This window comes from Lentzea sp. NPDC102401, assembly GCF_044765805.1.
GTDB lineage: Bacteria > Actinomycetota > Actinomycetes > Mycobacteriales > Pseudonocardiaceae > Lentzea > Lentzea sokolovensis.
This window is the reverse complement of sequence record NZ_JBIWKS010000021.1, coordinates 60,565-82,291: the sequence shown is the minus strand read 5'-3', so window position 1 is coordinate 82,291 and position 21,727 is coordinate 60,565. Positions and strand designations below refer to the sequence as shown.

At 68.7% G+C, this 21,727-nt stretch carries 22 protein-coding genes; 6 read left to right on the top strand and 16 right to left on the bottom strand.

Features of this window, described 5'->3' with window-relative positions; genetic code table 11:
- Position 1: 1 nt before the first annotated feature.
- The 7 genes from ACIRG5_RS45065 to ACIRG5_RS45035 form a co-directional block, all read right to left on the bottom strand.
- Positions 2 to 733, bottom strand: a complete 732-nt coding sequence (locus ACIRG5_RS45065) for an SDR family NAD(P)-dependent oxidoreductase (protein ID WP_402917031.1) — start codon at positions 731 to 733, stop codon at positions 2 to 4.
- Between the two features lie 300 nt (positions 734 to 1,033).
- Positions 1,034 to 2,053 (bottom strand): LCP family protein, encoded by a 1,020-nt coding sequence (locus ACIRG5_RS45060; protein ID WP_402917029.1) that lies wholly within the window; start codon positions 2,051 to 2,053, stop codon positions 1,034 to 1,036.
- 77 nt (positions 2,054 to 2,130) lie between these two features.
- Positions 2,131 to 2,517 (bottom strand): DUF3037 domain-containing protein, encoded by a 387-nt coding sequence (locus ACIRG5_RS45055; RefSeq protein ID WP_402917027.1) that lies wholly within the window; start codon positions 2,515 to 2,517, stop codon positions 2,131 to 2,133.
- Entirely contained in the window at positions 2,501 to 3,268 is a 768-nt protein-coding gene (locus tag ACIRG5_RS45050; RefSeq protein ID WP_402917025.1) for a HipA family kinase, read from the bottom strand. Before ACIRG5_RS45050 ends, ACIRG5_RS45055 begins: the two co-directional genes overlap by 17 nt.
- 51 nt (positions 3,269 to 3,319) lie before the next feature.
- On the bottom strand, positions 3,320 to 4,042 hold the full coding sequence (locus ACIRG5_RS45045) for an SGNH/GDSL hydrolase family protein (protein WP_402917023.1): 723 nt from the start codon (positions 4,040 to 4,042) through the stop codon (positions 3,320 to 3,322).
- 50 nt (positions 4,043 to 4,092) lie between these two features.
- A complete protein-coding gene (locus ACIRG5_RS45040; protein ID WP_402917021.1) occupies positions 4,093 to 5,148 on the bottom strand; it encodes a lactonase family protein in 1,056 nt (351 codons plus the stop codon).
- A gap of 150 nt (positions 5,149 to 5,298) precedes the next feature.
- Positions 5,299 to 6,129 carry a PPK2 family polyphosphate kinase gene (locus ACIRG5_RS45035; protein ID WP_402917019.1) on the bottom strand — a complete coding sequence of 277 codons (831 nt, stop codon included), beginning with the start codon at positions 6,127 to 6,129 and terminating at the stop codon, positions 5,299 to 5,301.
- A gap of 140 nt (positions 6,130 to 6,269) precedes the next feature.
- Here ACIRG5_RS45035 and rocD point away from each other — a divergent pair, with 140 nt between their 5' ends.
- From rocD to ACIRG5_RS45020, 3 genes are all read left to right on the top strand, one after another.
- Positions 6,270 to 7,514: an ornithine--oxo-acid transaminase gene (gene rocD / locus ACIRG5_RS45030; protein WP_402917017.1), complete on the top strand. Its 1,245-nt coding sequence runs from the start codon at positions 6,270 to 6,272 to the stop codon at positions 7,512 to 7,514.
- Positions 7,515 to 7,593: 79 nt separating this feature from the next.
- Positions 7,594 to 8,979, top strand: coding sequence for a DUF2252 domain-containing protein (locus tag ACIRG5_RS45025; RefSeq protein ID WP_402917015.1), 1,386 nt, complete (start codon positions 7,594 to 7,596; stop codon positions 8,977 to 8,979).
- 44 nt (positions 8,980 to 9,023) lie between these two features.
- Positions 9,024 to 9,431, top strand: coding sequence for a GNAT family N-acetyltransferase (locus ACIRG5_RS45020; RefSeq protein WP_402917013.1), 408 nt, complete (start codon positions 9,024 to 9,026; stop codon positions 9,429 to 9,431).
- Here the strand turns inward: ACIRG5_RS45020 and ACIRG5_RS45015 are convergent.
- From ACIRG5_RS45015 to zapE, 3 genes are all read right to left on the bottom strand, one after another.
- The gene (locus ACIRG5_RS45015) at positions 9,428 to 11,023 is read right to left on the bottom strand and encodes an ABC-F family ATP-binding cassette domain-containing protein (RefSeq protein WP_402917012.1); all 1,596 of its coding nucleotides are present in this window, start codon (positions 11,021 to 11,023) and stop codon (positions 9,428 to 9,430) included. The genes ACIRG5_RS45020 and ACIRG5_RS45015 overlap by 4 nt on opposite strands.
- Before the next feature lie 47 nt (positions 11,024 to 11,070).
- Positions 11,071 to 11,316, bottom strand: a complete 246-nt coding sequence (locus ACIRG5_RS45010) for a DUF3040 domain-containing protein (protein ID WP_402917010.1) — start codon at positions 11,314 to 11,316, stop codon at positions 11,071 to 11,073.
- A gap of 124 nt (positions 11,317 to 11,440) precedes the next feature.
- On the bottom strand, positions 11,441 to 12,430 hold the full coding sequence (zapE, locus tag ACIRG5_RS45005; protein WP_402917008.1) for a cell division protein ZapE: 990 nt from the start codon (positions 12,428 to 12,430) through the stop codon (positions 11,441 to 11,443).
- Between the two features lie 66 nt (positions 12,431 to 12,496).
- Between zapE and ACIRG5_RS45000 the strand changes: the two genes are divergently transcribed.
- Together ACIRG5_RS45000 and ACIRG5_RS44995 are read left to right on the top strand one after the other, a co-directional pair.
- A complete protein-coding gene (locus tag ACIRG5_RS45000) occupies positions 12,497 to 13,150 on the top strand; it encodes a dihydrofolate reductase family protein (RefSeq protein ID WP_402917006.1) in 654 nt (217 codons plus the stop codon).
- A gap of 17 nt (positions 13,151 to 13,167) precedes the next feature.
- Positions 13,168 to 14,229 carry an ATP-dependent DNA ligase gene (locus tag ACIRG5_RS44995; protein WP_402917004.1) on the top strand — a complete coding sequence of 354 codons (1,062 nt, stop codon included), beginning with the start codon at positions 13,168 to 13,170 and terminating at the stop codon, positions 14,227 to 14,229.
- On the opposite strand, the gene ACIRG5_RS44990 is transcribed toward ACIRG5_RS44995, so the two are convergent.
- Positions 14,226 to 15,095, bottom strand: a complete 870-nt coding sequence (locus tag ACIRG5_RS44990; protein ID WP_402917002.1) for an EamA family transporter — start codon at positions 15,093 to 15,095, stop codon at positions 14,226 to 14,228. The genes ACIRG5_RS44995 and ACIRG5_RS44990 overlap by 4 nt on opposite strands.
- Positions 15,096 to 15,208: 113 nt before the next feature.
- On the opposite strand from ACIRG5_RS44990, the gene ACIRG5_RS44985 reads away from it, so the two are divergent.
- Complete coding sequence (locus ACIRG5_RS44985; RefSeq protein WP_402917000.1) at positions 15,209 to 16,711, top strand: alpha/beta fold hydrolase; 1,503 nt, start codon at positions 15,209 to 15,211, stop codon at positions 16,709 to 16,711.
- A gap of 7 nt (positions 16,712 to 16,718) precedes the next feature.
- Here the strand turns inward: ACIRG5_RS44985 and ACIRG5_RS44980 are convergent, their stop codons facing one another.
- The 5 genes from ACIRG5_RS44980 to ACIRG5_RS44960 all read right to left on the bottom strand — a co-directional run bounded on the left by ACIRG5_RS44980 (position 16,719) and on the right by ACIRG5_RS44960 (position 21,714).
- Positions 16,719 to 16,922, bottom strand: a complete 204-nt coding sequence (locus ACIRG5_RS44980) for a hypothetical protein (protein ID WP_402916998.1) — start codon at positions 16,920 to 16,922, stop codon at positions 16,719 to 16,721.
- A gap of 309 nt (positions 16,923 to 17,231) precedes the next feature.
- Complete coding sequence (locus ACIRG5_RS44975) at positions 17,232 to 17,921, bottom strand: DUF6319 family protein (RefSeq protein ID WP_402916996.1); 690 nt, start codon at positions 17,919 to 17,921, stop codon at positions 17,232 to 17,234.
- Positions 17,922 to 18,011: 90 nt separating this feature from the next.
- Entirely contained in the window at positions 18,012 to 18,923 is a 912-nt protein-coding gene (locus tag ACIRG5_RS44970; RefSeq protein WP_402916994.1) for a DUF1996 domain-containing protein, read from the bottom strand.
- A gap of 89 nt (positions 18,924 to 19,012) precedes the next feature.
- On the bottom strand, positions 19,013 to 19,222 hold the full coding sequence (locus ACIRG5_RS44965; protein WP_093605216.1) for a hypothetical protein: 210 nt from the start codon (positions 19,220 to 19,222) through the stop codon (positions 19,013 to 19,015).
- A gap of 77 nt (positions 19,223 to 19,299) precedes the next feature.
- On the bottom strand, positions 19,300 to 21,714 hold the full coding sequence (locus tag ACIRG5_RS44960; RefSeq protein WP_402916991.1) for an NACHT domain-containing protein: 2,415 nt from the start codon (positions 21,712 to 21,714) through the stop codon (positions 19,300 to 19,302).
- Between the last annotated feature and the right edge of the window lie 13 nt (positions 21,715 to 21,727).

Here is a 21,727-nt window from a genome sequence, read left to right as displayed (position 1 = left end):
CTCATTGAGCTGACCAGCCGCCATCGACGGCCAACGACGTACCGGTGACAAAACTGTTGTCGCACAACCACAGCACTGCCGAGGCCACCTCGGAAGGCTCCATCATCCGTTTGACTGCGCTGCGCTGGAGGAAGATCTTCTCCGGAACTTCCGACTCGGGAATCCCGTGCGCTTTCGCCTGGTCCGCGATCTGCTTCTCCACCAACGGAGTCCGCACATAGCCGGGGGCCACGCAGTTGGACGTCACGCCGTGTGGGGCGCCTTCGAGCGCGGCGACCTTGGAGAACCCCTCAAGGCCGTGTTTCGCCGCGGTGTAGGCGGATTTGAACGCGGAGGCGCGAATGCCGTGCACGCTGGTGATGTGGACCAACCGGCCCCAGCCGCGCGCGTACATGTGCGGCAGCACGTGCTTGGTGAGCCGGAAGGCCGCCCCCACCATCAGTTCGAGCATCGCCGAGAAGCGCTCGGCGGGGAACTCGTGGATGGGCGCGACGTGCTGCACGCCGGCGTTGTTGACGAGAACGTCGATCTCGGCGGGCAGGGCGTCGACCGGGTCCATCAGGTCGAGCACGTGACCGGCGCCGCCGAGTTCCTCGGCGAGGGCGAGGACCTTCGGATCTCGATCCACCAGATGGACTTCGGCGCCGGCGGCGGCCAGTGCGCGAGCGCAGGCAAGGCCGATGCCGCTCGCGGCGCCGGTGACCAGCGCGCTGTGACCCGTGACACTCGACATGCCTGGAAACGGTAGGCGTCACGCGGCGTGATCAACATGTGGCGGGCCCACACAACGCCTGGTCACAGGGTGGCTTTAGCCAACATTTAGCGTCTCACTGGCATATCTGGCCGAACGACTGGGTACAGGGGCGTAAGCTCCCGTCACCTGAACGGGGGAAGATCAGCAACAGGGGGCCGCACCATGTCCACAACACCCATTTACGACGACCTCCTGCGCGAGCTCGAGGGCATCGCACAGGAGGCCGGTTCGACCAGCTCGGAGCCCACTCCCGAGCCCGTCAAGTCGTAGGGGGAACCACTACTTCGGAGGGGCGATCAGCTCGGCGGGCACCGGCTGGTCCTTGCTGATCAGGTCGAACAACTCGGACGCCTTCTCCTTGTTCCACTGCACGACCGAGCCCGCACCGGGCACCGTCGGCGTGGATCCGACCGGCACCGTCCCGCTCGTCGCCTCGCTCATGTTGAGCGCGACACTGGCCAGGTGCCACACGTGGTCGTCGTCGTTGACCGACACCGATCCGGACGCCGCGTTCATCAGCGGGATGACGCGGAACGGGTTCGCGAGCGTCGCCGGGCTCTTCACCTTCTCGAAGAGCGCCGACAGGAACTTGCGCTGGTTCTGCACGCGCTGCAGGTCGGCGGTCGCGAAGGCACGGGTCCGCACGAACCCGAGCGCCTGCGGCCCGTCGAGCTCCTGGCAGCCCGCGGGCAGGTCGATGCCGGCCAGCGGGTCCTTGATCGGCTCGTCGAGGCAGATGTCCACGCCACCGACCGCGTCGACCATGTCGGAGAACCCGCCGAAGCCGATCTCCATGTAGTGGTCGATGCGCACGCCGGTCGCACCCTCGACGGTCTGCACGAGCATCTGCGGCCCGCCGAACGCGTACGCCGCGTTGATCTTGTTGCGGCCGTTCTCCGGGATCGCGACGTAGGAGTCGCGCGGAATCGACACCAGCACCGGCTTCGCGGCGCTGTTGTCCGGCAGGTGCAGCATCATGATGGTGTCGGTCCGCCGTCCGGCGGCGTCACCGGTGGCCAGCGCGTCCTTCTGCTCCTGCGTCAGGCCGTCCCGCGCGTCCGATCCGACGAGCAGCCAGGTGGTGCCCGGCGTCTCGGCAGGACGGCCCTCGTAGTCCGGCAGCGCGTTGATCCGCGTCAGCGTCGAGTCGACGTAGAAACCGAATCCGACGGTGCCCAGAACCAGGACGAGCAGCAGCACCAGAATGACGCGTCCCGGACGCCTCTTCTTCTTCATCGGCCGCTGCGGCGGCATGGGACGCCGCGGCTGCTGGTAGCCGTGGTGATACCCAGCGCTCATGTGTCGCCAACCCCGATCCGCTTTAGTTTCGCTTTGCACCTATGGACGCCGTTCGTCCGTTCAGGTTGCGAGGAAACCTACCGGGGTGGCAGCACCAACGCCCGGAAAAGGCGGTCGACCTCGGCAGACGGGTCGTCGGTCCAGCCCGTATGAGCAGGTGAGGTCTGCACGATCGTGCTGCGGGGGGCGGTGAGCCAGCGGAAGCGCTGACCGACCGTCGTGCGGCTGACCGGACCGGCCTCGGGAGTGCCGTCGCACGAGTTGGTGAGGTGCTTCAGCGACGATTCGAGCGTCTCGACGTCGAGGTGCGGGTCCAGCACCCGCAGCCGCTCACCGTCCACATAGGTCTTCGCGCACAAGAAGCCCAGCGGCGCGCAGTAGACGATGACGCCGACGTTCATGAACTCGCCCCGCTCCTGCCGCGGCACCGCCCGCAGCAGCGCGTACTCAAACACGTGCGGCACGCGCGGCCTCCAGCGAGTCGACCCAGCCGCGGTTGTTCAGGCGGTAGGTGAAGAAGTCCTTGTAGCGCTGACGGAGTTCGGCCGGATCGCCTTCCAGCCACTCGTCGGGAACGAGCGCGAGCACCTCGTCGAGCAGTTCCGGCGTGACCTTCGCGGCCAGTTCGGCATCGACTTCGGACAGCGAGCCCGCGTTCGGCAGCATCGCGTGGTCCGACGAGTCGTAGCGGTAGTCCTTGGTCGCTGGACGTTCCTCGCTCCACGAGTAGTGGAAGTACAGCGCGGCGCCGTGGTCGATGAGCCACGGTTCGCGGTGCCACAGCAGCATGTTCGGGTTACGCCAGCTGCGGTCCACGTTGAGCACCAGCGCGTCGAACCACAGCAGCTTCGTCGCGAGCTCGGTTCCGGGGTCGCGCACGATCGGGTTGAAGTCGAACGAGCCGGGCAGGTAGTCGAGGCCGAGGTTGAGGCCGCCGCTGGCCCGCAGCAGCTCCTGGACCTCCTGGTCCGGTTCCGCGCGCGCCAGCTCCGGGTCGAGGTGCACCAGGACGATCTCGGGTATCCGGAAGCCCAGCCGGCGGGCGAGCTCGCCGACGACGATCTCGGCGACCAGGACCTTCACGCCCTGTCCCGCGCCGCGGAACTTCACCACGTACATACCCAGGTCGTCGGCCTCGACCAGCCCCGGCATCGACCCGCCCTCGCGGAACGGCGTCACATAGCGGGTGGCCGTGACCTCCCTCAGAAGACTCACCCGCGCATGATCACACGAACGCCTGCCCGAAGCCGACCCGAATACGGCCGGTTACGAGGTCAACGCCTCGAAGTAGGCGGTCTGACCTGCCTTGTTCGGGTGGTAGGAGTCGGCGGTCGGGTTGGTCAGCGCGTTGATCCACGGCTCGCGCGAGCAGACGCCGTGGTCCGCAAACGCTTCCCTCACGTCCACGTACCGCGCTCCCGCCCGCGCGGCGGCCTCGGCGATCACCCCGGACAGCTCGTCGGCGGCGTCGTTGAGGTCCTGACGCTTCGTCGTGGAGAGCGTGCGGCACCCGTCGACCTGCGTGAACAGCCGCGGATAGCCGAGCACCACCAGTTCGGCGTTCGGCGCGGCGGTTCTGACCGCGGAGTAGGTGGCATCGAGCCTCGCGGGCAGTTCGTCGCGGGCGAACTCCCGGGCCTTCTCCACCCGCTTGGCGCACGCGTTGTCGCTGCCGAGCGTGCAGGTCGTCAGCACGTCGACGAACCCGAGGTCGTTGCCGCCGATGGTGATCGTGACCAGCGTCGTGGCCGGGGTCAGTGCCCGCAGCTGCGACTTGAGCGACTTCGCGGTCGCGCCGCTGCACGCCACGAACTTGAACGACGGGAACTCCTCGCCCCGCAACGCCGGGTAGGCGTTCGCGCTCCGGCGACAGGCCCCGTCCACATAGGAACCGGCGCCCGCCCCGGACGCGTAGGAGTCGCCGAGTGCGACGTACTCCGGTGCGAACGGCGCGGGCGCCAGCAGAGCGACAGCGAGGACTCCAGCCATAAGACCCATGAGAGCCGGAGTACCACTGTGGACGATCGACTAGAAGGGCATTAACCCAGTCGGGTGGGCAGCACGCAGACCGGGATCGCGGTCTGCAGCGCCGTGCCGGACGAGGTGATCTTGCCGGTCGCCTTGTCCACTGTGAACGACGTGACGTTGTTCGAGTTCTGGTTGGCCGCGAACAGCAGCGACCCGGTCGGGTCGAACGTGATGTGCCGCGGGTACTTGCCGCCGACCGCGGTGGTGCCGAGCATCGTCAGCCCGGAACCGCCGACCGCGAAGTGCGCGATGCTGTCATGCCCGCGGTTCGACAGGTAGACGTTCCTGCCGTCCGCGGAGACCAGCACCTCGGCCGGGTAGTTCGTCGGGCTTCCGGACGGCACGGTCCTGAGCACCTGGCCCGGCGTGAGCGTCCCGTTCGCGTAGGCGCAGGTCACGATCGTCGAATCCAGCTCGTTCGCCACGTAGGCCGTCCTGCCGTCCGGGTGGAACGCGATGTGACGCGGTCCGGCTCCCGGCTTGACCTTCGCCTGCGAGACCTGGGTCAGCTTCCCGCCGGTGAACGAGTAGACGAACACCGAGTCCGCGCCGAGGTCGACCGCCGCCGCGTACCTGCCGGCGGGGTCGAACACGATGTGGTGCGCGTGCGGGCCTTCCTGACGTTCCTTGTTCGGCCCGGACCCCTTGTGCTGGACCTTCTGCGTGCGCGGGCCGAGACTGCCGTCGGCGCCCACCGGGAAGACGCTCAGGGACCCCGACGAGTAGTCGGCCGTGATCAGAAACTTCCCGGACGGGTCGAGCGTCAGGTGGCACGGGTCCGCGCCGCCGGTCGCCTGCTTGTTGATCACCTTGAGAGTGGCCGCGTTGATCGCGGTGACCTCGCCCTTGGTGTTCTCGTTGACGGCGTAGAGGAACCTGCCGTCCCGCGACTCGATCACGAACGACGGGTTGACCACGCCCGTGATCACGCCGGTCGTCTTCAGCTGCCCGGTCACGGTGTCGTAGGTGCCGATGCCGATGCCCTTGGCGCCACCGCTCCACGTCGTGTAGGCGCCGAAGAACACTCTCCGGGTGGCGGCAGCCGCCTCAGCGGTTCCTCCGGTCATCAGCAGTCCAGCTCCTACGCCCATGGCTCCGAGAAAACGTCGCCGATCAACACCCACGTCCGCACCTCCGGAATGAACTTTGCGGCGGCGGCGCAGCCCACACTGGCCCAGACCACTACGGCCAGGCAATAGGTGCAATCAAGATTGCGTCTAGCGCAACGGGTCGGCGGAGATCAGCCGGGCCTTCTCGGCCTCGATGTCGTAGGCGGGCGGCGGGAACTTCGGGTCCATCTCGCGCATGGTCTCCAGCAGCAACTGGCTGATCGCCCAGTTCCGGTACCACTTCCGGTCCGACGGGACGGCGTACCAGGGCGTGGCGGAGCAGTTCCTCAACGCCTGCGTGTACGCGTCCTGGTACTTGGACCACTTCGACCGCGAGTCGATGTCGGCCGGGTTGTACTTCCAGTGCTTCTGCGGGTCGTCCAGGCGCGCGAGCAATCGGTCCTTCTGCACCTCAGGCGAGATGTTGAGGAAGCACTTGACGACGGTGATGCCGCCGTCCGCGAGTTCCCGCTCGAACGCGTTGATCTCCTTGTAACGCCCGCGAATCTCCGCGGCCGTCAGCAGGCGTTCTACTTTGGGCACCAGGACGTCCTCGTAGTGGGAGCGGTCGAACGCCCCGATGCGGCCCTTCTCGGGCAGGACCTTCCTGACGCGCACCAGGAAGTGCTGGCGCCGTTCGGCGGGAGTCGGTTTCTTGAACGACGCGATGCGCACGCCCTGCGGGTTCACCAGGCCGACGACGTGGCGGACGACGCCGCCCTTGCCGGCGGTGTCCATGCCCTGCAGGACGAGGAGGACCGCGCGAGAATTCTCCGCGTAGAGCGCTTCCTGCAGACCGTCCAGCTCGGCCCCGGTGGCGACCAGGTCCTCGGCCGCCTCCTTCTTGCTCTGGGGACCGACCGGGCGCCCCGCCGGGTCGAGGGTGGAGAGATCCACCTCATCGAGCCGCAGGGCTTCACGAACCGACTTCTTCGCCATCACCAGACCGTAGCGATTCACCGCCGATTCCGCCTGCTGTGCAAAGTTCCGCCACTGATTGATGAATCTACGCAACGAACTGAGGCAGTGCGCAACGCTTCACGGTCGATATCGCTTGTCCGGGACCCTAGCCTTGGAGGATGACCGCCATCGCTGACCACCACACCGCAGAGACCACTCATTTGGCTAGCGCTGACTTCGTCGCCCTGGACGAGGAGTGGAGCACGCACAACTACCACCCGCTGCCGGTGGTCATCTCGCACGGCGAGGGTTCGTGGGTCACCGACGTCGAGGGCCGCCGCTACCTGGACTTCCTGTCCGGCTACTCGTCGCTGAACTTCGGGCACCGCCACCCCGCCCTGGTGGCCGCCGCCGTCGAGCAGCTCGGCCGCGTCACGCTGACCAGCCGCGCGTTCCACCACGACCAGTTCGGCCTGTTCTGCCGCGAGCTCGCCGCACTGACCGGCACCGAGATGGTGCTCGCGATGAACTCCGGCGCGGAGGCCGTCGAGTCCGCGATCAAGGTCGCGCGCAAGTGGGCGTACCAGGTCAAGGGCGTGCCGGAGGGCACGGCCGAGATCATCGTCGCCGGGTCCAACTTCCACGGCCGCACCACGACGATCGTGTCGTTCTCGACCGACGAGACCGCTCGCAACGACTTCGGGCCGTTCACGCCCGGCTTCAAGGTCGTCAAGTACGGCAACCTGGACGAGATCGAGTCCGCGATCTCCTCGCGCACGGCCGCCGTGCTGCTGGAGCCGATCCAGGGCGAGGCCGGCGTCGTCGTGCCGCCCGCCGGGTACCTGGCCGGGATCCGCCGCCTGTGCGACGAGAACAACGTCCTGATGATCGCCGACGAGATCCAGTCGGGCCTCGGCCGCACGGGTGAGCTGTTCGCACTGGACCACGAGGGCGTGCGCGCCGACCTCTACACGCTCGGCAAGGCACTGGGCGGCGGCATCCTGCCCGTGTCCGCCGTGGTCGGTTCACGGGCCGTGCTGGGCGTGCTGAAGCCCGGCGAGCACGGGTCGACGTTCGGCGGCAACCCGCTCGCCTGCGCCGTGGGCCGCGCGGTCGTGGGGCTGCTCGCGACCGGCGAGTTCCAGCAGCGCTCGCGAGACATGGGCGCGTACCTGCACGCCGAACTGAACAAGCTGGTCGGTCACGGGGTGGCCGAGGTGCGCGGGCGCGGGCTGTGGGCAGGTGTCGAGATCGCGCCCGGCGGGCCGGTCGGCAGGGCCGCGTCCGAGGCGCTCGCCACGCGTGGGGTGCTGTGCAAGGAGACGCACGCGTCGACGTTGCGCATCGCGCCGCCGTTGGTGATCACTCGTGACGAGATCGACTTGGGCGTGCAGGCGATCGCCGAGGTCGTTCGTCCCGTTTAGGGTGATTTTCGTTCGTAGCTAGGTCACAAAAGCGGCGGACGGGCCACGTTGCCCGTCCGCCGCGGGCATCATGACTCATATGGGTGAACGGGTGCGAGCCGAGGCCGCTGCCGCTTTGGGCAGATGGGTTGAGCCAGAAGAGGTCTACGCCGAGGGGCGCGCACTGCGGTCCTCAGTGGACTTCAAGGCGCACCGCGCGATGTCGCTGGCCGCCTCGCGCCCGTCCGTGCTGGAGTTCCTGCGTGCCAGCAACAAGGGCCGATTGGAAAACCTGATCCCGCTGCGGATCGGTCGAATGCTGGAGAACCCGTTCGCGTTCTTCCGCGGTTCGGCCGGACTCCAGGCGGGCGATCTCGCCGCCGGGTGCGCGACAGGCCTTCACGCTCAGTTGTGCGGTGATGCACACGCAGCGAACTTCGGCCTCTACGGCACGCCCGAGGGCCAGATCGTCATGGACATCAACGACTTCGACGAGACGCTGCCCGGCCCGTGGGAATGGGACCTCAAGCGGCTCGTGGCATCCCTGGTGCTGGCGGGCCGGGTCGGTGGCGTGTCGGACAAGGGCTGCCGTGACGCCGCGGAGGACGCGGTGCGCGCGTACCGGGGTTCGATCAAGCACCTCTCGGAGCTCCCGTTCCTGGACTCGTGGAGCGCGCTGGGCGACGAGTCCTCGCTGTCGAAGGTCAAGGCGGACGACCTGATCAACGACTTCTCCAAGGCCGCCGAGAAGTCGCGCAAGAACACCAGCGCCCGGTTCGCCGCGAAGTGGACCGCGCACGACGGCGAGAAGTGGCGGTTCATCACGAACCCGCCGACGTTCACCGAGGCCACTCCCCCGACCGCGGAGGCCGTGATCGCCGCACTGCCGTCCTACGTGGACAGTCTGCGCGAGTCCCGCCGGAACCTGATCATGCGGTACGGCGTGTCGGACGTGGCGTTCCGCGTCGTCGGCACCGGCAGCGTCGGCCTGCGCAACTACCTGATCCTGTTGCACGGCAACGGGTCCGAGGCTCTGGTGTTGCAGGCCAAGGAAGCCAGGCCGTCCGCCCTGCAGCCGTTCCTGGACGTCGATCCCGCCAAGCACGAGGGCAAGCGGATCGTGCACGGCGCGCGGCTCGTGCAGGCGGAGACGGACATCCTGCTGGGCTGGACGACGATCGAGGGCCGGCACTTCATCGTGCGGCAGTTCCGCAACCGCAAGGGCGAGATCGACGCGACCACGCTGAAGCGCGACGACCTGGACGACTACGGCCGTCTCGCCGGTGCCCTGCTGGCCCGCGCGCACACGCGTTCACTCGACCCGCGGCTGCTCGCCGGGTACTTCCAGAACGGCGGCGGCGACGACCTCGACGAGGCGTTCGCGAAGTACGCGTTCGACTACGCCGACCAGACCGAGGCGGACCACGCCGAGCTGGCCGGGCTGGTCAAGAACGGGAAGCTGCCCGCCGCCGTCGAAGACCGGTGACGCGCCTTCGGGCCCTCGCGCGAGAGTTGACCTAGCCTGGCGGTATGAAGATCCGTCGCGCCGCCTCCCCCGACGACGTGTTCGCCGCCGCGCACCTGTTCGACGCGCCGCCGCGGCCGGACGCGACCGCTCGGTTCCTGGCGCAGGATCACAGCCATCTGCTGATCGCCTACGTCGGCGACCAGCCGGCCGGGTTCGTGTCCGGGGTGGAGACGACGCACCCGGACAAGGGCACCGAGATGTTCCTGTACGAGCTGGGCGTGGACGACTCGTTCCTGCGCCGCGGCATCGGCACGGCGCTCGTCGAGGCGCTGAAAGCCCTTGCGCTGAAACGGGGTTGCTACGCGATGTGGACCGGCACCGCCGCGGGCGACACGGCGGCGCAGGCCACGTACGAGAAGGCGGGCGGGTCGATCGACGACGGCGCCTTCGTCAGCTGGGAACTGGGCTAGGTCCAGACCGGCTCGTCCACTTCGGACACCTTGCCGTCCGCCCGGAAGTGCAGGAACCGGTCGAACGACTTGGCGAACCACCGATCGTGCGTGACGGCGACGACCGTGCCCTCGAAGTCGTTCAGGGCGTTCTGCAACGCCTCCGCCGACGCGAGGTCGAGGTTGTCCGTCGGCTCGTCGAGCAGCAGCAACGTCGCCCCGGACAGCTCCAGCAGCAGGATCTGGAACCGCGCCTGCTGACCGCCCGACAGGTTCTCGAACCGCTGGTCGCCCGCCTGATGCAGGCCGTAGCGCTGCAACACCGACATCGCGGCGCCCCGGTCCTTGCCGCGCCGCTGGCCCTCGCCGTGCCAGAGGATGTCCACGAGCGTGCGGCCCAGCCACTCCGGGTGCTCGTGCGTCTGCGCGAACAGGCCCGCCACGACCCGTGCGCCGAGCTTCCACTTGCCGGTCGTGCGGACGTCGTCCCCGCCGAGCAGCCGCAGGAAGTGGCTCTTGCCGGAGCCGTTCGAGCCCAGCACCGCCACCCGGTCGCCGAAGAAGATCTCCTGCGAGAACGGCTTCATCAGCCCGCTCAGTTCGAGCTGTTCGCACGTGATCGCGCGAACGCCCGTGCGGCCGCCCTTGAGCCTCGGCGTGACCTTCTCGTCCTGAGGGATCTCCGGCGGCGGCCCCGCCTGCTCGTACCGTTCGAGGCGCGCGGCCATGACCCGATACTTCTGAGCCATCACCTCGGAGGACTTGGCCAGCTGCTGGAGCGTGCGGACGAGATCCTTGAGCCGCTCGTGCTCCTCGTTCCAGCGCCGGTGATCTTCCAGCAGCCTGTCGATGCGTTTCGCTCGGGCGCCGTGCCACGTCCCGAACGAGCCCGCGTGCGTCCACGTGGAATGCGCCTCGACCGTGACCACGTGCGTCGCGGCAGTGGACAGCAGCTCACGGTCGTGGCTGACGACGAGAACGGCCTTGTCGGTGGCCTTCAGCCGTTCTTCGAGCCAGCGCTTGCCGGGAACGTCGAGGTAGTTGTCGGGCTCGTCGAGCAGCAGCACCTGCTCGTGGCCGCGCAACAACGTTTCGAGGACCAGCCGCTTCTGCTCACCGCCGGACAACGTGCGCACCTCGCGGAACCGGGCCCGGTCGTACGGCACGCCGAGCGCGGCGACGGTGACGGTGTCCCAGAGGACCTCGATGTCGTACCCGCCGGCCTCGCCGTAGTTGGTGAGGGCGTTCGCGTACCGCATCTGGGCGGCTTCGTCGTCGGTGTCCATCAGCGCGAGCTCGGCGTCGTCGAGCTCCCTGGCGGCCTTCTGCAACGCCACGGGCGCCACGGACAGCAACAGGTCCCGCACCAGGCTGTCGTCGCGGACCGACCCGATGAACTGCGGCATCACCGCGAGCCCGCCCTGCACGTGCACGCTGCCCTGCTTCGGGGTGAGCTCACCCGACAGGATCCTTTGCAGCGTCGTCTTGCCGGCGCCGTTGGCGCCGACGAGCGCGACCACGGTCCCGCCGCTCACCTTGAACGAGACGTCGCGGAACAGCTCCCTGCCGTCAGGCAAGGCGTACGCGAGCCCGTTCGCTTCCAGATAACCCACGCGGAGATGGTCCGGGTTGTGCTGTTCCCGGCGCCAGCGAGTTTCCGCTACCGGAGGCGAAGCGGGTACCTGCGAAGCACCAGCACACCGGCTGTGACCAGCAGGCACTGGAAGGCGGGGCCGAACGCGCCGATCACCGTCAGCAGCACCGTGAGGCCACCGAAGACGACCAGGAGGGAGTAGAACAACCAGGGCCGGACCTGGCGGTTCATGGTGCGGGCGAGTCTGGGCTCGTCCGCGAGCAACCGCTGCTCGATCTCTTCGAGCGAGCGGCGTTCGGCTTCACTCAGCATGGGTGCCTCCGGAAGACGTCGGGACGTCATCATTCCCGCTCGTCACCCAGTGGATACTCGAACGCCGCCGGAGTCAAACTCGCCTCAGCCAGATCTCACGCCATTGCCGCACCACAGGGCCTGATCAGCGACTCAGCGCGACCAGCCGGCTGACCGCGCGCAGGTACTTCTTGCGGTAGCCGCCCTTGAGCATCTCCTCGGTGAACAGCTCCGACAGCGGCTGCCCCGACACCGCCACCGGGATGTCGCGGTCGTAGAGCCGGTCGCCGAACGCCACGAGCCTCAGTCCGACGCTCTGGTCGGGCGCCGGCTTGACGTCCTTGAGGTGCACGGCGGTGACGCCGTCGAGCAACCGCCCGTACTTCGACGGGTGGATGCGGGCGAGCGCCTTGCACAGGTCGTCGAAGTCGTCCAGCGTCGAACCCTCGGTGTTGGAGGCTCTGACGATCAGTTCGGTGTCCGACATCGGTGAGGGGGCCTCGGGCAGGCCGCGGTGGCGGTAGTCGGGGCCGTCGACGCGGACGACGTCGAACTTCGAGGACATCGACTGGATCTCGCGCAGGAAGTCGGCGGCGGCGAACCGGCCCTCGCCGAGCTTGTCCGGCAGGGTGTTCGAGGTGGCGGCGACGTGCACGCCGGCCGCGATCAGTTCCTTGATCAGGCGCGTGACGAGCATGGTGTCGCCGGGGTCGTCGAGCTCGAACTCGTCGATGGCGAGCAGCTTGTGGCCGCTCAGGCGCCTGACCGCCTCGGGGAAGGTCAGGACGCCGACCATGTTGGTCAGCTCGACGAACGTGCCGTACGCCTTCGGGCCCGGCACGGCGTGCCAGAGCGAGGCGAGCAGGTGGGTCTTGCCGACGCCGAAGCCGCCGTCGAGGTAGAGGCCGAGCTTGCCCTCCTCTTCGTCGCGAGAGCCGAACAGCGACCACTTCCTGCGGCGGACGCTGACCCGCGCGGCGAACACGCGGCCGGCCTCGACCGCGGCGGCCTGCGAGGGCTCGTCCGGGTTGGGGATGTAGGTGTCGAAGCTGACCGAGTCGAACATCGGCGGCGGCACCAGGTTCTCGATCAGTTCGTCGGGACTGATCTGGGGATCCCGGTCGGACAAGCGCATGCCCGCAGCTTATCGGCGTGATGGGATGGCCAGGTGGAGATGTTGTGGCCCTCACCGGGCGTTGAGATGACCGACACAGCCCTCGAGTCCCTGTACGCCTATCCCGCCGACCGGACGTGGGTCACCGCGAACTTCGTGTCCAGCGTGGACGGTGCGGTGTCGGTCGACGGGCGCTCCGCGGGGCTGGGGTCGCCCGCGGACCGGAAGATCTACCTGCTCGGGCGCGAGCTCGCCGACGTCGTGGTGGTGGGGGCGGCGACCGTGCTGATCGAGGGGTACCGGGGTGCGAAGCGCGCCAGGCCGTTGCCGATCGCGGTCGTGACCACGCGAGGATCCCTGACGCCGGACCTGCCGCTGTTCACCGACACCGCCGTGCCACCGATCGTGATCACCACCGAGGCCGCGCGCATGCCCACGCTGCCCGCCGAGGTGATCATCGCCGGGGACACGGAGGTCGACCTGAAGGTCGCGGTCGCCGAGCTCGCGGCGCGGGGGCTGCACCGGATCAACCTCGAGGGCGGGCCGCGGCTGTTCGGGTCGATGGTGGCCGAGGGGCTGGTGGACGCGCTGAACCTGACCGTGGCGCCGGTGCTCGCGGCGGGTGACGCGTCGCGGATCGCGCACGGTGCGGTCATCCCGCCCGTGGATCTCGCGCTGGCGTCGGTGCTGCGCGCGGACGACGTCCTGTTGCTGCGGTATCAGCGGCGGAATTCCACCTGAAGAGGCAGGATGTGCGCGTGGACCTACCGCTGACGCCACCTCTGCAGCCGATGCTCGCCACCGCGGTGGACGGGATCCCGGACGACGCGAACCTGTTCTTCGAGCCGAAGTGGGACGGGTTCCGCTGCGTGGTGTTCCGCTCCGGCGACGAGGTGCTGCTGCAGTCGCGCAGCGGAAAGCCGCTCAACCGCTACTTCCCCGAGGTCGTCGCCTCGATGCTCGACGTGCTGCCCGGCAAGGTGGTCGTCGACGGCGAGCTGGTGGTCGCGAAGAACGACGAGCTGGACTTCGACGCGTTGTCCGAGCGCATCCACCCGGCGGCCTCGCGGGTGACGATGCTGTCGGAGGCGACGCCGGCCACGTTCGTCGCGTTCGACCTGCTCGCGCTGGGGTCCGAGGTGCTGCTGGAGCAGCCGACGATCGCGCGGCGCGAAGCGTTGCTGAAGCTGCCGGGGTTGAACGTGACGCCCGCGACCACGTCCGTCGAGACGGCGCGGCAGTGGTTCACGCTGTTCGAGGGCGCGGGGCTGGACGGCGTGATGGGCAAGCCGTCGGACGGCCCGTACACGCCGGGCAAGCGTTCGATGATCAAGGTGAAGCACGCGCGCACCGCGGACGTCGTGCTCGCGGGCCTGCGCTGGCACAAGGACACCGAACCCGGCACAGCGGTCGGCTCGCTGCTGCTCGGTGTCTACGACTCGAACGACCTGCTGCACCACATCGGCGTCTGCGGCTCGTTCAAGGCGGCCGAACGCCGTGAGCTGGCCGTCGAACTGGCGCCGTTGATCACCTCGGGTGACCACCCGTGGGCGAATCCCGTTCCCGGTCAGCGGATCCCCGGCGAAATCAACCGGTGGCGCGGCAAGCAGGCCGAGTACGTGGCGCTGCGGCCCGAGCGGGTGCTGGAGATCCACTACACGCAGACCGAGGGCGAGCAGCCCGTGCGGCTGCGGCACAACGGCCAGTTCGCGCGGTGGCGCCCGGACCGCGAACCGCTGTCGTGCCGCTACGACCAGCTGGAGATCCCGGCCCGCTACGACGTGGCGTCGGTGCTGAAAGGCGAGCTCCGAGCCCGTTAGACGTCGGGCTTCGCCGATCTCGTCGCCCCGACCGACGCGATCACGACACAGCCGACGGCGACCCACTGCGCCGGTGCGAGGTGTTCCCCGAGCAGCACCAGGCCCGCGACCGCGGCCACCGCCGGTTCCAGCGACATCAGGATCCCGAACACGCGCGGCGGCATGCGGCGCAACGCCTCCAGCTCCAGCGAGTACGGGACGACAGACGACATCAGCGCGACCACGATCGCCACCGCCAGCACCATCGGGTCGAGCATCGCGGTGCCGGCCGAGCCGATGCCGAACGGCAGCGCGATCACCGTGCCGACCACCATCGCGAGCGCGAGGCCCTTGCCGTCGTTCGTCTGGCTGCCGAGCTTGGCCGTCACCAGGATGTACGCCGCCCAGCACGCGCCCGCGGCCAACGCGAACAGCACGCCCGTCCACAACAGACCGCCCTGCACGCGCGTGAGCAGCACGACACCCGTGCCCGCCAACAACACCCACACGCCGTCGAGCCAGCGCCGTGAGCCGGCGACCGCCACCGCGAGCGGCCCGAGGAACTCGATCGTGACGGCCGCGCCGAGCGGGATGCGGGCCAGCGCCGCGTAGAAGCAGAGGTTCATCACGGCGAGCACGGCGCCGTAGGTGACGACCGTGACGAGCGTTCTGCGGTCGAGCCTGAGCGACGGACGCCAGATCAGGACCAGCACCAGTGCGGCCATGAGCAGCCGCAACGTGACCATGCCCGCCGCGCCCGCGACCGTGAACAACTGCTTCGCGAACGCCGCGCCGACCTGCACGCTGACGATGCCCAGCAGCACGAGCGCCGTCGGCGGGATGCCGCCCACGAGGCGAGCCACGGGGAGCCGATCGGCGTGATCCATGTCCCCCATCCTGACTCACCTCGCATTTACCTGTGCCGTGCGAGGCTCAGCTTCCCGGAGTGTGAACGAGAGTGAGGGAATCTGTGCGTGGCGCTGCCTTGGCCCTACTGGCAGTGAGCGTGCTGACGGCGTGCAGCGCGGGTCCCTCCAGCCGGCCGGTGATCGCGGTCAAGGGCGAGGAGAACCAGCCCGTCGACCAGAGCGCGCTCGCCGGGCCGCAGCCAGTGCCCCCGCTCAGCGAGTACAAGAAGGACTCGCTGCAGTGGTCGCCGTGCAACGAGCAGATGAAAGATCGCTTCGGCGCGGACGCTCCCCAAGGCGAGCAGGCCTACGAATGCGCGCGCATGCCCGTGGTGCTCGACCCGCCGGGACGCCCTGGCCGCGGCCAGCTCGGCATCGCGCTGACGCGCGTCGGCACGGGCAAGAGCGCGCTGGTCGTCGTCAACGATCCCGGCGGCGAGCCCGGCACGCTGAAGGCCGCGCGGCTCGCGGCGGCGTTGCCCAAGGACATCCTCAGCACCTACACGATCATCGGCGTGGACCGGCGAGGCACGGGCCGTTCGGACGGCATGTCGTGCGTACCGCAGGCCACGCGCGCCCAGCTCGTCGAGTACGACCCGGCCGAGACCGAGCAGTCGAACCTCGTGGTCGCCGCGGGCGAGGCCTCGCAGGAGTGCGTCCTCGACCTGGAAGGCAGGCTGACCGCGTTCGACTCGTGGCGCGCCGCCGCCGACCTCGAACGTCTCCGCGACTTCCTGGGCACCGACCGCCTCAACGCCATCGGCCTCGGCGAGGGCTCGCGCGTCATCACGACCTACGCGCAGCGCTATCCGAACCGCATCGGCCGCACCGTCCTCGACGGCGCCCCGGACCCGACGCTCGACCAGGTGGGCGTCCTCGAGTCCCGTGCAGTCGCGGCCGAGGCGACGTTCGACGCGTTCGCCCGCGACTGCAAGACCCGCGGCTGCGCTCTCGCGAACCCGCGCGAGGACGTGCAGGCGCTTCTGACCCAACTGCGTTCCGGACGCGTGCGCGGCGACTACGTCGATCTGACCCCGGGCTCGGCCCTGAACGCGATCGCCGCGGGCCTGGCCGATCGCGGGCGGTGGCCTGCTCTGGCCGACGCACTGGTGAAGGCCCGCGCCGGCGACAGCACGGGCCTGTTCGCCCTGCTCGACCCGCTGGTCAACGACCTGGACGAGAACCCGCCGCGCTTCGACGCAGGCCTGATCATCGGCTGCAACGACACCGCCACCCGCATCCCGCCGGACCGCGTGAAGGCCCTCACGGCCGACTGGCAGTCGAAGCACGCGATGTTCGGCGCCCTGTTCGCCCGACAGCTGCTGCACTGCAACCCGTTCCCGCCGCCCAAGGCCGAGAAGGTCGACGCCCTGAAGAGCGCGCCCCCGATCGTCGTTTTGAGCACGGCCAACGACCTCTCCACGCCCGCGCCGGGTACCGAGCACACGGCGCAGCGGCTGCCCGGGTCGTCGTTGATCGGGTGGCAGGGCAGCGGACATGGCGCCCTGACCCTGTCGGGGTGCGCGACCACGGCCGTCCGGGACTACCTGATCGACGCGAAGGTGCCGTCGAACGGGACCGTCTGCCCGCCCTGATGGGGTTTCAGTCCTCGTCCACGACCAGCGTGATGAGAACTCCAGGGCCCCAGTACTGGATGGCGTGCGAAGTCACTCTGCCTCGTCCGATCGCCTGCGCGATGGCCGGGTGAGTTCTCGCGAGTGACGCGGGATCGAGGTCGATGACACCCGGAGCCTCGGGCGTCCCTCTGAAGTCGTGGGTGTTCCAGTGAACGATCTTCTGAGCCATGCGGTCCACATCGGCGGAACCGTGCCGCGGGTTACCCCGGACGTGGCGCGGGGAGCCTTTCGCGTGACCACGACGCGATGAAGGCTCCCCCGCCCGAATCCTGTGTCAGCAGCTCGAACAGCAGCCGCAGCCGGGACCCGTGCACCCGGAACAGCACCCACACGTACCCATCAGGGCCTCCCCGTACTCCAAGCCGGACCTGCGCGGGACCTCCGCGCATCCCACGGTCCGCCCCGGTACAAGCCCTGGGAACCCCTCTCACCCGAACGCGTGGGGACAACCACCGGGGAGTCGCAGCCCGTGATGGCGCTATGCGCCCAGGTCGTCCAGAGCCTTCTGGGCTGCTTCCAGTTCGGCGCGCAGTTGCTCCACGCGGGCGAGCTGCTGAGCACGCGCCGCGTTCAGCACGCCCTCGACGATCTCGGCGACCTCGGGCGTGAGCAGCTTCGCGGCCTGGGCCACGGAGGCGGGCGGCACCGGCGTGGGCCGGACCGTCTTGCGGGTGCCCTGCAGCACCTCGACGGTCCACTCGCCCTCGCCCACCGACACCAGCGTGACGGTGACCTCGGGGACGGCGTTCTTCGCGGACGGCTTGCGCGCGGCAGGCTTCGCGGGCGCCTGCTCGGCGGGAGCGGCTGCGGGTTTCGGCTTGGGGGCCGCGGGCTTCACCGGCGCCTCCGGGACGTAGGGGTGAATGATCTCAGTGTGGCGCGGCGGCTCCGGTGGCGCAGGAGGCGGGGTCGCCGGCTTCTTGCGCGGCGGGGGCTTCTCCAGCGTCAGCTCGGCCGGGGAGAACGACATCTCGTCCTTCGAACCCGTGGGCCGGACCTGGATGAAGTCGCCCTCCGGGGGATCGGTGACGGCCAGCAGCTTCGCCGACCTGCCCTCCTCCATGCCCACGGCGGCCGCCGTGAACCACACCATCGGCACGGTGCCTTCGTCCAACTGCGAGCGCAGGCTGTCGACGTCCTCCGCCGACAGCCCGCTCTTCTTCGCCATCGCGCTGCCTCCCCAACCATTCGAACACCTGTGCCCAAAGCATGCCCTACACCCCTGACATTTCTGAGCACCGGGTCGGCAGCAAGATCGTTAAGGGTTTCCGCCGACTCCGCAGATGTAACCGGCGTTGATGCAGTTGGAAACACGCCGTTGCAGTTCAACGGGATCCCACGCGTTCATGAAGTCACCGTGGAACGTGTAGCCGGGCGCGCTCGTGACGTTCGCGCCGTTGAGCGTGCCTCCCAACGACAACCCGGCACCGTTCACCGGATAGGTGATCAGGAACTCCAGCCGCGGCACCACCACCTGGTGCGAGGCCGGGCAGGCCAGCCCTGCCGCGAACGCCATGTGGTCGCGGTGGTTCGCCGAGTCGAGGTCGCGGCCGTTCCAGCACGTCGGGAAGTCGAGGTAGGTCTCCACCTTCGTGCCGGGCGGACAGTTCAGGAAGTCGCGGCTCGACGGTGACTGCGTGGTGCACGACCACCGCGCCGCCGGGTTCTCGGTGGGCGAGGCGGCCTTCGCGTTGCCCACCACGTACCGCAGCCCCTGCGGAGGTGCGACCGCCCGTGTGTGGTCGTGAATGCCCTGGTAGTAGATGGTCACGCTCTCGGGCGCGACCGGCTGACCGTTCTTGTACAACGTCGGCACCCAGTACGCCGACTTGTCCGAGATCGGGTTGCAGTTCGTCGTCCCCGCACGCAACGACGTCAGCGTGGAGAACGCGTCCGTCGTCCGGTTGCCGAAGAACTCGTGCATGTGTGAGACACCGGACTGGTTCTGGAACACGATCGGGTCATCTTGACGACGATGACTCGACGCGCAGGTCACCCGGAACTCGGACCCGGCCACCGCCTGCTGCTCCACCATCGCCCGCGCCTGCTCGGCGCTGTACAGGTAGCCGTGCCCCGCGTGGGAGACCGGTTGCCCCACCACGAAGCCCGTTGCCACGACCGCCATCGCCACCGCCGCGACGCCGATCGCTCCTCGAATCCGCACGTGCATGGAATCTCCTCTCGCACCACAGTGTGTGAGAGCGCTCTCATGACAAGACGGTAAACCCAGATGCCTCTACATGTCCACGTGAGGCTTGCTCAGGCTTCGTCGCCTTCACCGGCGCGCAGCCGGTACTCACATCCGTACTCGACCGCGTACTCGAGGTCGTAGACGTGCACGATCTTGGGACCGCCGTGCAGGTGCACGTACGTCACGGTCTGCTTCGGGTCCTCCGGCGTGGACGGCAGCGAGTCGACCCTGCCGTCGAGGGGACCGCCGACGTACCGCACGACATAAGGCTGGGACATCACGACCTCCTCTCGCGTTTCGTCCATTCTACGAGGTCGCCGACTAGATCCGTTCCCGATACAGCCGGTTGGCGCACTCAGCGATCGGGATCGACCAGCGCCACTTCCCCACGGCCCCACCGCTCCAGCAGCTCACGAAACGATCGCGTCTCGTCGGACGGCTGACAGCGCTCGATCAGCCGTCGACCGACCTCCGGGCTGGGATCGGACGATGCCGCTTCGATCATCAAGAAGAACGCGGACGTCTTCGACGCGGAGAAACCGCCCATGTTCAACTGGCGCAACTCCTCGACGACCACCCGCAGGGCCGAAGCGGGGATCGGCAGCACCGCCTCCCAAAAGACCAGCAGGTGCTTGAACACCAGGCTGTCCAGCCGGCCATCACGGATCGCCTTGATCGCGGGACCTGACACGTACCCGTCCGCGCCGGGCAGCCGGGCGTACAGCAAGGCCGCGTCGCCGTGCGACCGCGCGAACACCATCGGGTGCTCGATCCCGTGCCGCACCTCGCCCAGCGCCACCTCGTACGCGACAGAAGGCACGCGGACCACCATCCCGGCGCCCAGCCTGAGATCGCAGCCGGGTGTGCTTTTGGCCAGCACCGCACGCGCGACACTGGCGGTGCGCGTCCGCTTCACCCGCCGCACCGCTTTGAGCGCGTCGAACAGAACCGGGTCCCCGGTCCGCCCCAGGAGTTCGAACGCCTGCTCCAGCAGGGCTTCGGTCGTGGCCCGCCGAAGCCTGTTGTGCTCCAGGAAGGTCACGCAGAAGGTGATGACCGGGACTTCGTCCTTCGCGTTCTCGAGAAGCAATCGGACACACGTGTCACCTCCGTCCGCGCGGTGCACGTCGTACAGCTGCAAAGCGATCTGAGGAACCACCAGGCTCCTGCCGGAGATGATCATCGGCAGCAGGCACTCGACGATCTCCTCCGCGGTCTCCCGAGTGCGCAGCACGTAGCAGGCCGTGTAGTACTCCATGAACGTCCGATGCGTGAAGCCGAACCGCCGCTCGCCCTCCGGCGACGTGTCGACCTGGGTCAGCACCCAGGCCCGCTCGGCGCAGTAGTCCAAGAACTCGCGCGCCTGCTGGTGATACGACTGCGCGCCCTCTTCCTCGCGCTCGCTCAGGTGAGCGACGACCAGGCGTTCCAGTGCCTGCTCGCCTTCGTCACCCTGCCCGGCGAGGCCGAAGAAGAAGTGCTGCGCCAACTCCTGCACCAGGAACTTCGCAAGCTTCACCGACCGGATCACCGACGGCACCTGGCTCAGGGCGTCCCACCGCACCAACATCAGCTCGGAACACTCGCGGTAGACGTCCGCGGTGTTCTCCGGGATGTAGCCCTCGCTCTGATAGAGCATGCACAGCAAGGAAAGCATCAGCGGGTTCGACCTGAGGTCGGTCAGGTGCTCGCTGTCGCGCAGGAACACCTCCGCCCGTGCCGCCGCACCCATCAGACCGAACCAGGTGTGCACGTACCGCGCGACCTGATCAGGATCGAAGTCGGGCAGCCAGTGCACAGGAAAGACCGTGTCGTCGAACTTCGCGACCGGATAGCTCTCCTGACGGCACGTCACCACGATGCGCGCCAACGGAAACCGCGCCGCGAACGCCTCGATCGCCACCACCGCCGCCCGCCGGGCCTGGATGTCGCCGACCTCGTCCAGCCCGTCGAACACCACCACCGCCTCGCCTGCGTCCAGCAGGTCCGCGACATGCCGGGGATCCTCCACCCGCTGCGTCAGCGTCCGCAGCTCCTGGGTGATGATCGTGACGAAGTCGCCCGCCAGCTTCTGGTGTTGCTTGAGCTGCACCAGCAATGGCACCAGCGCGGCGCGGTGCAACAGCCGCCGGATGAACGTGCTCTTGCCGGCGCCGGGATTGCCCACCACCACGAACCGCCGGTCGGTGACCTCGTCCTCGCCGATCAGGTCGTGACCGCACCGGAGCTTGCGCGGCACGTAGATCCGGTCGACGGAAATGCGGAAGTCGGGCTTCGAATGCGGCATGACCAGCCGGTCGTGCGCGCGGGCCGTCGCGGCACGGATCACCTCGCCCGTGGCCCGCGCCGCCGCCCGCCTGGCGGTGTCGACGGCGAGGCCGAGGCGTTCCGCGATCGGCCGGTCGGGACCGGCGACCTTGATCTGGATCCGACCACTGGCGCCGGCGGTGCGCAGCGGCACGACCCGCTCGATCATGGCCCACACGGACGATGCGAACTCCGCGGACTCCGGATCCTCCCGGCGCACCGCCCGCTGGAGCTCCCGGCGGAAAGCCTCGGCGAGCTCTCCCCGATCCGCCACCCGGTGGAACTCGCCCTCCTCGGTGTGGTCGAGCTGGCACAGCAGTTCCAGCAGCGAGGCGCAGTCGGGCCCGCGCAGATACCCCTCGACGCGCCGCCGCACGAGTCCGGACATCGGCACGGCGGAACCGCCCACCCAGCGCACGGCAATCTCGGCCAGGTCGGCGACGACGGTCGCGATCGCTGTCACGCAAGCATGATCG